Source organism: [Mycobacterium] manitobense, from assembly GCF_025821665.1.
GTDB classification, from domain to species: Bacteria; Actinomycetota; Actinomycetes; order Mycobacteriales; family Mycobacteriaceae; genus Mycobacterium; species Mycobacterium arseniciresistens.
Map to the genome: position 1 here is coordinate 25,945 of NZ_JACKSJ010000088.1, position 12,199 is coordinate 38,143.

Here is a 12,199-nt window from a genome sequence, read left to right on the forward strand (position 1 = left end):
CCGGCTCAGCGACGGGCTGCGGCGTTGGCCGCGGCCTGGGCGTCGGCCAGGCTGTGCGCGACATCGGCGCGGCCCAGGAACATCTCGTCGAAGTACGGCTTGATCGCCTGGTAGCCCGCGGCGAAGCCGTCGCCGCCGGGCGCCGGGATCCGCGGGCCGCGCAGCACCCGGAAGAACGGCGAGACGTCGACCCCGCGTGAGCGCCAGTGGTTGAAGTACACCGGTTGCGCGGCCAGCACGGCGGGTATCGCCGCACCTCGCGCGCCGAGGAACTCGTTACCCCGCTTGCTGCCCATCCAGGCCAGCACCTGCCGAACCGCCTCCGGATGCTCGGTCGCCGAATTGCCCGCAGCCGCAATCCCGTTGGTCACACTGACGCGGCCCTTCGGTCCCTCGGGCAGCATCACCACACCCCAGGGGAAGCGGGCTTGCTCGGCGATGGCGGCCAGGTTGTAGGTGCCGGACTGGAACATCGCCATCCGGCCCTGCAGGAACTGGTTGCGGGAGAAATCGCCGTTGTCGTTGGTGTCCGACGCGGGTGGCGCCACGTGGTCGTCGTTGATCAAGCCGAGCAGATACTCGAATGCCTCCACCGCCTGCGGGTTGTAGAAGGCGAAGCGGTCACCGACGGTGAACACGCCGCCGGCCGAGCCGATGTAGTTCAGGTAGATGCCCTGCAGGTCGTTGGCGGCGTTGTAACCCCACTGCCGGATGCGGCCCGGGTCGAAACCGGGTGTGCCCGCACGACGGCCACGATCGTCGACGGTCAGGCGGCTCAGCAGCGCGCGCAGCGTGTCGTCCGGTCCGGGGGACCAGCGCATGGTCACCAGATCAATCAGCTCGACGCCTGCCGCGGCGACGAGGTCGGCGTTGAAGAACACCGCGATCCCGCCGTCGGTCAGCTGCGGCACCCCCCACAGGGTGTCACCGCGGGTGAACTGGTTGACCACCGACGGCTCCCAGGAGCGCACCGCGCGCGGGCCCAGCGCTTCGCCGATGTCGACGAGCCTGCCACTGTCCGCGTACTCGGCGAAGTAGGCGTTGGACAGCCAGAAGATGTCGGCCGCACCACCCCCGGCCACGTCGGTGCGCAACGTGTCGAAGTACGTCGAGTACGCGACCACGTCCACCTGTACGTCGATGTCGCGATGTTCGCGTCCGAACTCGGCGAACGACTCGCGATAGGCCGCGGCCACCCGGTCGTCCCAGACCCGCACGGTGACCACGGTGCGGCCGTCGGTGCCGGCGGGGCGGCCGAGCAGCATCGCGGCCACCAGCAGCAGCGCCATCACCGCCGCCAGCCCGGCGACGGCGAGCGTCGAGATGCGCGGCCTCACTTGATCCCCGTCACCACGAGCGAGCGGGTGATGTGCCGCGACAGCGCCACGAAGAGCACGATCAACGGCACGATCGCGACCGTCGTCGCCGCCATCACCAGCGTCCACTGCGCGTCGTAGCGGGTCTGCAGCGCGGCCGTCGCGACGGTGATCACCCGCCACTTCTCGCCGCTGGTGATCACCAGCGGCCACAGGAAGTTGTTCCACTGCGACACCACGGTGATCAGGCCGAGCGTCACCAGGATCGGCCGGCTGGCCGGCACCACCACGTGCACGATGACGTCGAGAGTGTGGGCGCCGTCCAGTCGTGCGGCGTTGATGAGGTCGGCTGGGATGGCGCGGAAGTGTTCGCGCAGCAGGAAGATGGCGTAGGGCGAACCGAACATGAACGGCAGTACCAGCGCCCAGAAAGTGTTGCGCAGCCCGGCCTCGGCCATCATCAGGTAGAGCGGCACCACCGTGACCGTCGCAGGCACCATCAGCGTGGCGACGTACACCCAGAACAGCGCGTCACGGCCCGGGAAGTCCAGTCGCGCGAACGCGTACGCAGCCAGCACCGAGAAACTGAGCTGGCCGAGCAGGATCACCGCCGTGGTCAGCGCGGTCACCACGATGGCGCGACCGAATCCGGCGTCGCCCAGGCTCAGATAGTTCTGCAGCGTCGGCGGCGTGGGCAGTGACAGCGGCGCCTCGGTGTTGAATTGCTCCGCCGAGGTGAACGACGTCATCAGGCCGAGCACGAACGGCGTCAGGGTGATCAGGGCGCCGAGGACCAGGGCGGGATAGATGACCACCCCCGAGGCGGCGCGGCTACGCGAGGTCATAGGTGATCCGCCGGCGGAAGTACTGCTGCTGGACCAGCGTGACGCCGATCAGCACCACGAAGAGCACCACGGCCATCACGGCGGCGCGGCCGACCGCTGCGGCGCCGAACGCCTCGGCGTAGATGCGGTGGGCCACCAGGTCGGTGCGGCCCTGCGGGCCACCCCCGGTGAGCGCATACACCGTGTCGAAAACCTGCGCAGCGCTGATGATCCCGGTGACAAGCACGAAGAACGTGGTCGGCCGCAGCATCGGCAGGGTGATGTGGCGGAAGCGCTGCCAGCCGCCGGCGCCGTCGGTGCGGGCGGCGTTGTGCACGTCGGTCGGGATGTTCGAGATTCCGGCGAGGAAGAACAACGTCACGTAGCCGACATTCGTCCAGACCGTCACGGCCGACACCACGGGCAGCGCCAGGCCGGGATCGGTGAGCCACTCGATGTTGCGGCCCAACGCGGTGCTGACCGCGCCGTCGGTCGGCGCCAGGATCCAGCGCCAGAGCACGGCGATCGCCAACGGCGAACAGATCCACGGCAGCACGTAGAGCGTCCGGAAGAAGCCGGAGCCGGGCAGGCCGCGGGACAGCACCGCGGCGGCCAGCAGGCCGAGCAGGGTCTGCGCGGGCACCACGATCGCGATGAACAGCGCGGTGACCACCAGCGACGTGGCGAACGAGGCATCGGTCAGCACCGCGCCCCAATTACTCAGTCCGACAAACTCGATCGGGCCCAGCAGATCCCACCGGTACAGGCTGAGCCACAGCACCACCAGCATGGGCAGCAGCAGGAAGGTGAGCACGCCGAACAGGCTGGGTGCGAGCAGGGTGTAGCCCAGCGCCGCCGTCCGCACCCGCCTGGTCTGCATCCCGGGTCGCTCCGCTCCTGCCCGCCGGTACGCCACCGAGCCATTAAAGCGGTCCGCCGGAGCCGCCACTACGGTAGATGCCGTGACAGCGCCCCGACACGTCGATGCCGACTTCCTGTCGCTGCCCCGCCATCAGCTCGCCGATGCCGCACTGTCGGCCGCGGTGGCGGCCGGAGCCGACCACGCCGACCTGCGGATACACCGCATCACCACCGAGCTGGTGCAACTGCGCGACGGCGAGCTGGAGTCCGCCGTCGTGGACCGGGAGATCGGCCTGGCCGTGCGGGTGATCGTCGACGGCACGTGGGGCTTCGCCTCCCACGCCGAACTCGATCCCGCGGTCGCTGCCGACACCGCCCGCCGGGCCGTCGCGGTCGCGCGCACGCTCGCGCCGCTCAATGCCGACCGCGTCGAGCTGGCCGCCGAACCCGTCTACCGCGATGTGAGCTGGGTGTCGGACTACCGGATCGATCCCTTCGCGGTGCCGCTGGCCGACAAGATCGGTGTGCTCGACGAGTATTCCGGCCGCTTGCTGGCCGCGGACGGCGTCGACCACGCGTCGGCCCACCTGTACGCCGCCAAGGAGCAGACCTTCTACGCCGACACCTACGGATCGTCGATCACCCAGCAGCGGGTCCGGGTGCAGTCGTCGCTCGACGCGGTCACCGTCGACGCGTCGGCCGGCGGGTTCGACACGATGCGCACCCTGGCCCCGCCGACCGGCCGCGGCTGGGAGGCGGTCGCCGGGGACGAGATCTGGGACTGGACGGCAGAGCTCGCGCAGCTGCCGTCGCTGCTGGCGGAGAAGGCGAAGGCGCCGAGCGTCACGGCCGGGCCGACCGATCTGGTGATCGACCCGAGCAACCTGTGGCTGACGATCCACGAGTCGATCGGCCACGCCACCGAGTACGACCGGGCGATCGGCTACGAAGCGGCCTACGCGGGCACGTCCTTCGCGACGCCCGACAAGCTCGGCGTCATGCGGTACGGGTCGCCGGTGATGAACGTGACCGCCGACCGCACCGTCGCCCACGGGCTGGCCACCATCGGTTACGACGACGAGGGTGTGCAGGCGCAGAGCTGGGACCTGGTGCGCGACGGCGTCTTCGTCGGATACCAGCTCGACCGCGTGTTCGCCCCGCGGTTGGGCGTGGACCGGTCGAACGGCTGCTCGTACGCGGATTCGCCGCACCATGTGCCGATTCAGCGGATGGCCAACGTCTCGCTGGCGCCCGCGGCCGAGGACGTCGGCACCGAGGAGCTCATCGGCCGGGTCGCCGAAGGCATCTACATCGTCGGTGACAAGAGCTGGTCGATCGACATGCAGCGGTACAACTTCCAGTTCACCGGGCAGCGGTTCTTCCGCATCCGCGACGGCCGCCTCGACGGCCAATTGCGCGACGTCGCCTACCAGTCGACGACCACCGACTTCTGGGGCTCGCTGGAAGCCGTGGGCGGGCCGTCCACGTGGCGGCTCGGCGGGGCGTTCAACTGCGGCAAGGCGCAGCCCGGGCAGGTCGCCGCGGTCAGTCACGGCTGCCCGTCGGCGCTGTTCCGGGGTGTCAATGTGCTGAACACCCGGGACGAGGCCTCTCGATGATCAGTCCGCAGCAGGTGGTCGACACGGTGCTCGCGACCGCGGCGCAGCGCGGACGGGCCGACGACACGATGGTGCTGGTGACCGACCGCTCCGACACGGCACTGCGGTGGGCGGGCAACTCGATGACCACCAACGGGGACAGCACCAGCCGTCGCATCACCGTCATTTCGATTGTCCGGCAGGGTAACCGGGCCCATGTCGGCTCGGTGAGTTCCAGCGAGGTGGACCCGGCGGCGATCCCGGCGCTGGTCGCCGCCTCCCAGGACGCCGCGGCGTCGGCGCCCGAGGCGCGAGACAGCGCCCCACCGCTGCCAGCGAACGAACAGCCGGGGGATTGGGACACCCCGGTGCCGGAGACGGGCGCAGAGGTGTTCGCAGGGGTGGCGGGCACGCTGGCGCGCGGGTTCCGGGGCGCCGACCGGCTGTACGGATATGCCCGCCACATCGTCGAGACGACGTTCGTCGCGACGTCGACGGGGCTGCGCAGGCGCTACACGCAGCCGACGGGATCGGTGGAGATCAACGCCAAGCGGGGGAATGCCAGCGCCTGGGCGGGGACGGGTACGCCCGACTTCGTCAACGTGACAACCGATTCCCTGCTCGAAGAGGTGGATCTCCGGTTGGGGTGGGCCGATCGCACCGTCGAGCTGCCCGCCGGGCGGTACGAGACGATCATGCCGCCGTCGACCGTCGCCGACATGATGATCTATCTGGGCTGGACGATGGACGGACGTGGCGCGCAGGAGGGCCGAACCGCGCTGTCCGCGCCCGGCGGGGGAACCCGGTTGGGGGAGAGGCTCACCGATCTGCCGCTCACGCTGTACTCGGACCCGTCGGCGCCGGGACTGGCGTGCACACCGTTCGTGGCGGTCGGCAGTTCCTCGGAGCGGATGTCGGTTTTCGACAACGGGATGGACATCGACCGGGTGGACTGGATCCGCGACGGCACGGTCAGCGCGCTCGCCTACCCGCGGGCGGCGGCCGCCGAGTTCGGGGCGCCGATCGCCGTGCCGGCGGGCAATCTGCTGATGACCGGTGGCGACACCGACCTGGCCGACATGATCGCCGGCACCGAACGAGGGCTGTTGCTCACCACGCTGTGGTACATGCGTGAGGTGGATCCGACGGTGCTGCTGCTGACGGGCCTCACCCGCGACGGCGTGTACCTGATCGAGGACGGCGAGGTGACCGCGGCCGTCAACAATTTCCGATTCAACGAGAGCCCGCTGGACCTGTTGCGGCGGGCCACCGAGGCCGGGGTCAGCGAGGTGACGCTGCCGCGCGAATGGGGTGACTGGGCCACGAGGGCGGCCATGCCGACCCTGCGAATTCCCGACTTCCACATGTCGTCGGTCAGTCAGGCGCAATAATTCGACGATGCAGGACGGTGAGCTCTTCGGGGTGTTGGGTCGTCTGGTCGGTCTGTCCTCGGGGGATCTGCGTCTCGACGCCGTGATCCGCCTGACGTGCGGCCGGGCACTGAAGCTCAAACCGCTGCCATGCCAGGTCGACCTGTTCGACGGCAAATCCGAATGCGAGTCGGTGGTGGCGGCGTTCGCGGAGCAGTTCGCGACCGACGTGTCGGGGATCGGCGACGGTCAGCGCAAGATGCTGCTGTCGGCAGCGGGGGACCGCGCCCTGCGCATCGTGACGGCGACCTTCATCGCCGACTTCCTGCCGAGGGTGTGGGCGGGGTTCGAGGCGCTGGGCATGGGCAGACCCGGCAACGGACCCGAGGTGGCGTGGGACCCCGACACCGACCCGGCGCAGGTGCTGCTAGCGGAGTTCGTGCCCGCGGTGGCGCGGCTGCGCAAGCTCGATCCGGTGACGACGGAGGTGGTGCGGTTGCGCGGGGCGACGCAGCACAACTGCCGGCTGTGCAAGTCGTTGCGCGAGGAGAAGGCGCTCGACGCCGGCGGGTCGGAGGAGCTGTACGGCGACATCGAGCGCTACGAGTCCTCTTCGCGGCTCACCAATCGGCACAAGGCGGCGCTGCGCTATGTCGACGCGCTGCTGTGGACACCGTCGGACATCGATGCACAGGTGGCCCGTGGGGTGCGCAAGAACTTCTCCGAGTCCGAGGCGGCCGAGCTCACCCTCGATGTGATGCGCAATGCGGCCAACAAGATCGCCGTCGCACTGGGCGCCGATGCGGCGCGCGTCGAATCGGGCACGGAGCGGTACCTGGTCGACGAAGATGGTCAGACGGTGTTCGCCTGAAGGCCGGCACGGGAGGGTGGTCACATGAGCTCCGAACACGCGACAGAGCAGGTGGCGCTGGAGCAGATCCAGGAGGGCGACACGATCCTGGACACCGGCTCAGGTAATTGGATCACCATCGTCAGCACGGACAGTGGCACGACGACTGTCCCGCATCCGGGCGCTCCGGACACCGCCGAGGACTACCGCATCTACTACGGCGACCACGGCGAGGTGATCGATTCCCGGACGCTGGAGGGTCTGGTCAGTCGCCAGGTGAGGGAGTGATCGGCCGGTAGGCGAGCGGGATACCACCGCGTCGCCCGGGATGGGTGCAGGCGCTACTGTCGAGGTCGCCATGACAGGGGGCGGTAGCTCAGTCGGTTAGAGCCGCGGACTCATAATCCGTAGGTCGCGGGTTCGAGCCCCGCCCGCCCCACCAGATCTCGATCTCGGCTCCGTCACTTTGCGGCGGGCACTGCACGGCCCAGGGTGGAGATCCGGGTGTACGTCGCACTGGACCGGATGAGGACCCGGCTCTCGGCGTCGAGCACCGCGCACTCCGCACTGAGAAGGGTGCGACCGTTGTGGACCATCTCGGCTTCCGCGCGCAGCGGACCTCCGTGCGGCTGCCGGTAGTACCGGACGTGCATGTCCGTCGTCACGGTGATCTCGGACGAATAGTCGTAGCAGCCGACCAGGCAGGTCGCGCAGGCGGCGTCTGCCAGTGTCGCGAGCATTCCTCCGTGCACACTGCCGTCGAAGAATCCGCGCACCTCCTCGGTCAGCGGCATCGAGACGACGGCGAGGCCCGGTTTGTGCTCGACGACGGTCATCTGCAGCTGCTTGTGCATAGGAGAACGGTGCAGTTGTTCGTCATCGAAAGCGATCATGTGGTCATTGCCTCACTACACCGGAGTGAACTCGAGGTGCACTTCCTTGAGGCGCCGGAACAGGAAGGTGCGGTCCCACTCGAGCCGACGATCACCCGGCGGACCGTGGTGGGCTTCGGAGAGCCGGATGTCGGCCATCCTGTCGAGCATCCGTGCCAGGCTCACCCGTACTTCGGCGCGTGCGATCGGGGCGCCAGGGCAGGTGTGGACACCGCGGCCGAATGCGATGTGGTGCAGGATGTTCGGGCGGTCGAGGCGGAATTCGTCGGGATTGTCGAACCGTTGTGGATCGCGATTGGCCGCACCGTTCATCACGAGGACGCTGGTGCCGGCCGGCACATCGACGTCGCCGATTCTGGTGGGGCGCCGCGCCATGCGGAAGTTCGACTTGATCGGGCTCTCGAACCGCAGCATCTCCTCGATGAAGGGGGAGATCTTCGAGTGGTCCGCACGCAGCTGCTCTTGGAGGTCCGGTCGTTCCGCCAGCATCAGCACCGCGAGACTCAGCAGGTCGATCGTCGTGCCGTGACCGGCGGCGTACATGAACGTGGCAACGCGGGCCACGTCTATCGCGTCCGGGGTCGAACCGTCCGGATACTTCGCCGAGGCGAGCTCGGTGAGGACATCGTCGCGCGGTTCTCGCCGCCGGGCCTCGACGTACTCGACGAACCACTCCTCCTTCACGCCGACGAAGCCGCTGCGTTCCCCTTCGAGTCTGCTGGCTGTGGCTGCGCGGCGGAAGCGCTCACGATCGGCCTCGGGGACACCGAGCAGGTCGGTGATCGCGTCGAGCGTGAATGGGAAGTTGTAGTCGAGGACGATTTCGCACCTGCCGTTCGCGGCGAAGCGGTCGATCTGCTCGTCGGCGAGACGCCACAGGAAGTCCTCGTTGTTCTTGAGCCGCTTCGGCGTGAACAACCGGCTCAACAACGACCGGTGCGCAGTGTGGCGGGGCGGATCGAAGGTGATGAAGTAATCGCCGAATGTGATCCGCCCGCGGTGCTTTTCGATCACGTCCGAGATGTCGTCACTGTGTGGTTCGACCGGGATCCCCGACCACGGGCCGCTGACGATGTTGCAGACGGACAGGGCCTTCTCGGTGTCGCGTTGCACCTCGACGGCCTCGTCGTAACCCGACACCATCACCACACCGTGGGCCGGTTCGCGCCACACCGGGCAGCGCCGGATCGCGTCGTAGTACTCGTACGGGTCGTCGACGAGCGACTTGTCCGTGAAGAAGTCGCGGTTCTCCGGTCCGCTCACTTCGCCTCCATCGCGTTGCAAGACGCCCTGTGTTCGCTGGGGTTACAGACGGCTGGCGTTCCGCGGTTCCGCCAGGCCGGCCTCGTTCACCTCGGCGTACAGGTCATTGGTGCGCTCCTGTTCTGCCGCAAGCTTTTCAAGGGCTGTCACTGCGCGCCTTAGCAGTTCGTAGGATTCCTCGACCGAAACCTTCCAGTCGTTGATGCTCGGTATCAAGCCCATCCGGATTCCCTCCATCGCGACGCGAGACATCCCGCCGTCGTCTGACCAGCGTTTGCTGATAGCGTACGCCCGCAACTCGCGAATGACCCCGGCTTGCGACGAGCACATGCACCGCTCTTCGCCAATTCAAATGATGAGTCCGGAGCGCGTCGATGCCGTCGCGGTGTCTCGGCATCACGTCGTCACATCGCGCTCGACGTACCCGTAGACGCCGCACGCAGCCAGCAGCGCGCCGGTGAGCAGGAGGACGGCGCCGCCCGCCCACTCGGGCGGTGCCGCGGGTACAGCGCTGAGATGGGCCCACGGCGACAGGTCGGCAACCCACTCCGGTGCATTCAGTGCCGGCGCGATCGCATTGATCAGGAATCCGCCCACGATCGGCAGTGCGCCGATCGCGCCGGTGGCCGACGGGAGCCAGCCGATGCCCACGGCTCCGGCTCCCGCCGCGAGCAGGGCCACGGGGAGGGAATTCGTTGCACCCGCAAGGGAATCGGCGAGCCGCAACGGGGCGCCGGTGATCTTGGCGCCGCCCCACATGGCGACCGCGGCCGAGCAGTGCAGGAACACCACCCCACCGGCCGTGACCGCGAGTTCGGTGGACACCGGCCCAACGCGCGAGACCGGCTGGGCGAGGAGCAGCGTCCACCGACCGGCCTTCTCGTCGGTGACCATCGTCGCCATGCGCAGGGCGGCGTAGAGGCCGGTGGGGACGGGGAGCATGCTGAACAGCGGCGCACTGAAGGCGTTCACCGAGTCGAGGCCGGTCACTCCCGCGGCGGCGGCGAGCTCTTCGAACCGTGGGTTCGTCTGGAAGTACTGCAGGACCGAGGTGAGCATCGCGCCTGCCATGAGGAATCCCGCCGCGATGCCCGCCGCCCACCCGAGCGTCGTCCGCGCGGTGCGGCGGATCGCGAATCCTCCGATGCTGTGCAGCAACCGGGTTCGCGGAGGGCGGTCCTCCGATACCGGCACGATGCCCGCGCCCAGGTCGCGGTGGCGCGCCGCGATGACGGCCGCGCCGCCCAGCACGATCGGGAACAATCCCAATACGGCCAGCGGGATCATGCGGTTCTCGGCGTACGGCGCCGAGCGCGCCGCCAAGCCGAACGGTGTCGCCCAGGCCAACCACGCCAGTCGAGGTGAGCTGTCGGCGATCATCCGCAGCGCCAGGCCGGCGCCGATGGCCCCGACCGTCAGTCCCGTGGCGGCGGATCGACTCGGCATCACCTGTGCAGCGAGTAGACCTGTGGTCGCAGAAGTCAGAGCGACGCCCGTGATCCCGGCGGCGTGGATCACCGCCCCAACCGGGGCGGTGCGGCCCGCCAGCAGGCCCGCTGCGACGGCGGCGCCGATCATCGTCGAGGATCCGGCGAGGGCGATCAGGTGACGGATGACCACGTCGGCCACCCCCAGCCGTCCACCGAGGAGGAGATTCCACCGACCCGCATCCTCTTCGCCGCGGGTTTCACGGGTGGCGGCGAGTCCGCTCCAGATGCTCGCCAGAGCCAGGGCGGCGGTGCCGGTGCGCCACACGGTGAAGCCGCCGGGGTCGTCGAGTGCGACCGGAGGCCCCAGCAGGACCCGTTCGATGGGGTTCCCAGCGAGGTCCTGGAAACCCGCCTCGTCCAGTGACCTGCGGATCGCCTCGTATTGGCCGGCAAACAGGGCCGACACAGCTCCGCAGGTCATGGCGGCCGCGGCGGCGCCGCGGCGAAGCCGGCGCATCGCGAGCCGGCGCACGGCGCGTCCCGGCGCGGGATGTGGCATCACGGTCGCCGGTGCGCCGGGCGGCGCGACCGCTTTCATCGCCGAGCTTCTCCGTAGTACTCGAGGAAGATCTCCTCGAGTGTCGGTTCGTGCATCTCGAGCCCGGTGACATCGGTATCGGCGAGTGCCCGGAGCGCGGCGACCGGCGGCCCGGTCAGGCTGAATCGCATTCGATCGCCGTCGAGCGCCTCGACATTCGACACACCGGCGATCTCCTCGAGAAACGGTGGTAGGCCGCGGTAGGACACCTCGACCACGGTCCTGCGCATCTGGCGTAGCTCCGCGATGCTGTCGATCTCGACGAGTCGCCCGGCACGGAGGATCGCCACCCGGTCGCACAGGATCTCCACCTCGGCCAACTGGTGCGAGCTGAGGAACACCGTCTGGCCGCGGTCCCGGGCTGCGGCGACACATTCGCGAAATTCCCGCTCCATCAGCGGATCCAGGCCGCTCGTGGGTTCGTCGAGCACGAGAAGCGGAGCCCGCGTCGCGAAGGCGGCGACGAGAGCCACCTTCTGCCGGTTGCCGGTCGAGTAGGTCCTTGCTGGCTTGTCGAGTCGAAGATCGAAACGGTCGACCAGCTCGTCGCGGTAGGCGGCGTCGACGCCGGGGCCCACGTTACCGAGCAGCTCGAGGGTCTCGGCGCCCGTGAGTTGCGGCCACAGCGCGACATCAGCGGGCACATAGGCGAGATGACGGTGGGTCCGGCGGACGTCGTCCGCAGCGCAGCCGAATATCGTCGCGCCTCCCGCAGTCGGGCGGATCAACCCGAGCAGCAGACGAATCGTCGTCGACTTGCCTGCTCCGTTGGGGCCGAGGAACCCGAAGACCTCACCCGGCGCGACGGACATGGTCAGATCGGCGACTGCCGTCGTTCGGCCGAAGCGTTTGGTGAGACCGACGGCGTGGATGGCAGTGCTGCCAACGGTGTGCGCCGGAGTGACCACGCCGCAAGGGTAAGTCACCGTGCGCCCTGCACCCGACGGATTCCGCATCCCTGTGTTGCTGGCGGCGACGGCGGGTGATCGTTCGCTGGTATAAGTAATCTCAGCGTCAATTTTCGTCGTCGTGCAGTCGTCCGGAGCGCCAACGCCAACGCCACAGGCTCATATTTACTTGCTATTTCATGCAAACCGCCGCCGGCTGCGCGGTGCCCGCACCATTTACTGAACTAGGTCAGAAGTCGTATCGAAAACTTTGCCAAAAGCTCCGATCGGCGGGTCGGCGGCAGTACG

General features: G+C 68.6%; 12 protein-coding genes and 1 tRNA gene. 5 read left to right on the plus strand and 8 right to left on the minus strand.

Annotation, left to right across the window (positions count from 1 at the left end):
• Window positions 1–5 precede the first annotated feature (5 nt).
• Genes H7I41_RS11515 through H7I41_RS11525 form a run of 3 tightly spaced genes read right to left on the minus strand, consistent with a single transcriptional unit; the run spans window position 6 to window position 3,020 of the window.
• Entirely contained in the window at window positions 6–1,289 is a 1,284-nt protein-coding gene (locus tag H7I41_RS11515; RefSeq protein WP_264012740.1) for an ABC transporter substrate-binding protein, read from the minus strand.
• 44 nt (window positions 1,290–1,333) lie between these two features.
• Entirely contained in the window at window positions 1,334–2,161 is an 828-nt protein-coding gene (locus H7I41_RS11520; protein WP_264012713.1) for a carbohydrate ABC transporter permease, read from the minus strand.
• Window positions 2,148–3,020 (minus strand): carbohydrate ABC transporter permease, encoded by an 873-nt coding sequence (locus tag H7I41_RS11525; RefSeq protein WP_264012714.1) that lies wholly within the window; start codon window positions 3,018–3,020, stop codon window positions 2,148–2,150. Before H7I41_RS11525 ends, H7I41_RS11520 begins: the two co-directional genes overlap by 14 nt.
• Window positions 3,021–3,102: 82 nt before the next feature.
• Here H7I41_RS11525 and H7I41_RS11530 point away from each other — a divergent pair, with 82 nt between their 5' ends.
• From H7I41_RS11530 to H7I41_RS11550, 5 genes are all read left to right on the plus strand, one after another.
• Complete coding sequence (locus H7I41_RS11530; protein WP_264012715.1) at window positions 3,103–4,620, plus strand: TldD/PmbA family protein; 1,518 nt, start codon at window positions 3,103–3,105, stop codon at window positions 4,618–4,620.
• Window positions 4,617–5,990: a TldD/PmbA family protein gene (locus H7I41_RS11535; protein WP_264012716.1), complete on the plus strand. Its 1,374-nt coding sequence runs from the start codon at window positions 4,617–4,619 to the stop codon at window positions 5,988–5,990. The genes H7I41_RS11530 and H7I41_RS11535 overlap by 4 nt, the downstream gene beginning before the upstream one ends.
• Before the next feature lie 7 nt (window positions 5,991–5,997).
• Entirely contained in the window at window positions 5,998–6,840 is an 843-nt protein-coding gene (locus tag H7I41_RS11540; protein ID WP_264012717.1) for a carboxymuconolactone decarboxylase family protein, read from the plus strand.
• A 24-nt stretch (window positions 6,841–6,864) separates the two neighbouring features.
• The gene (locus H7I41_RS11545) at window positions 6,865–7,107 is read left to right on the plus strand and encodes a hypothetical protein (RefSeq protein WP_264012718.1); all 243 of its coding nucleotides are present in this window, start codon (window positions 6,865–6,867) and stop codon (window positions 7,105–7,107) included.
• Between the two features lie 77 nt (window positions 7,108–7,184).
• Window positions 7,185–7,261 (plus strand) — tRNA-Ile (locus tag H7I41_RS11550).
• A 19-nt stretch (window positions 7,262–7,280) separates the two neighbouring features.
• Here the strand turns inward: H7I41_RS11550 and H7I41_RS11555 are convergent.
• From H7I41_RS11555 to H7I41_RS11575, 5 genes are all read right to left on the minus strand, one after another.
• Entirely contained in the window at window positions 7,281–7,673 is a 393-nt protein-coding gene (locus H7I41_RS11555) for a PaaI family thioesterase (protein WP_264012719.1), read from the minus strand.
• Window positions 7,674–7,727: 54 nt separating this feature from the next.
• The gene (locus H7I41_RS11560) at window positions 7,728–8,975 is read right to left on the minus strand and encodes a cytochrome P450 (protein WP_264012720.1); all 1,248 of its coding nucleotides are present in this window, start codon (window positions 8,973–8,975) and stop codon (window positions 7,728–7,730) included.
• 42 nt (window positions 8,976–9,017) lie between these two features.
• A complete protein-coding gene (locus H7I41_RS11565) occupies window positions 9,018–9,305 on the minus strand; it encodes a hypothetical protein (RefSeq protein ID WP_264012721.1) in 288 nt (95 codons plus the stop codon).
• Between the two features lie 66 nt (window positions 9,306–9,371).
• Window positions 9,372–11,003, minus strand: coding sequence for an efflux permease Rv1217c-related protein (locus tag H7I41_RS11570; RefSeq protein ID WP_264012722.1), 1,632 nt, complete (start codon window positions 11,001–11,003; stop codon window positions 9,372–9,374).
• Entirely contained in the window at window positions 11,000–11,911 is a 912-nt protein-coding gene (locus tag H7I41_RS11575; protein WP_372503732.1) for an ABC transporter ATP-binding protein, read from the minus strand. Before H7I41_RS11575 ends, H7I41_RS11570 begins: the two co-directional genes overlap by 4 nt.
• Window positions 11,912–12,199 lie beyond the last annotated feature (288 nt).

What these genes read in the sequence shown, in the direction of transcription:
- H7I41_RS11515 (WP_264012740.1), bottom strand. Translation starts at nt 1,289, where the DNA reads ATGGCGCTGCTGCTGGTGGCCGCGATGCTGCTCGGCCGCCCCGCCGGC.
- H7I41_RS11535 (WP_264012716.1), top strand. Translation starts at nt 4,617, where the DNA reads ATGATCAGTCCGCAGCAGGTGGTCGACACGGTGCTCGCGACCGCGGCG.
- H7I41_RS11540 (WP_264012717.1), top strand. Translation starts at nt 5,998, where the DNA reads ATGCAGGACGGTGAGCTCTTCGGGGTGTTGGGTCGTCTGGTCGGTCTG.
- H7I41_RS11525 (WP_264012714.1), bottom strand. Translation starts at nt 3,020, where the DNA reads ATGCAGACCAGGCGGGTGCGGACGGCGGCGCTGGGCTACACCCTGCTC.
- H7I41_RS11565 (WP_264012721.1), bottom strand. Translation starts at nt 9,305, where the DNA reads ATGTGCTCGTCGCAAGCCGGGGTCATTCGCGAGTTGCGGGCGTACGCT.
- H7I41_RS11555 (WP_264012719.1), bottom strand. Translation starts at nt 7,673, where the DNA reads ATGCACAAGCAGCTGCAGATGACCGTCGTCGAGCACAAACCGGGCCTC.
- H7I41_RS11570 (WP_264012722.1), bottom strand. Translation starts at nt 11,003, where the DNA reads ATGAAAGCGGTCGCGCCGCCCGGCGCACCGGCGACCGTGATGCCACAT.
- H7I41_RS11545 (WP_264012718.1), top strand. Translation starts at nt 6,865, where the DNA reads ATGAGCTCCGAACACGCGACAGAGCAGGTGGCGCTGGAGCAGATCCAG.
- H7I41_RS11520 (WP_264012713.1), bottom strand. Translation starts at nt 2,161, where the DNA reads ATGACCTCGCGTAGCCGCGCCGCCTCGGGGGTGGTCATCTATCCCGCC.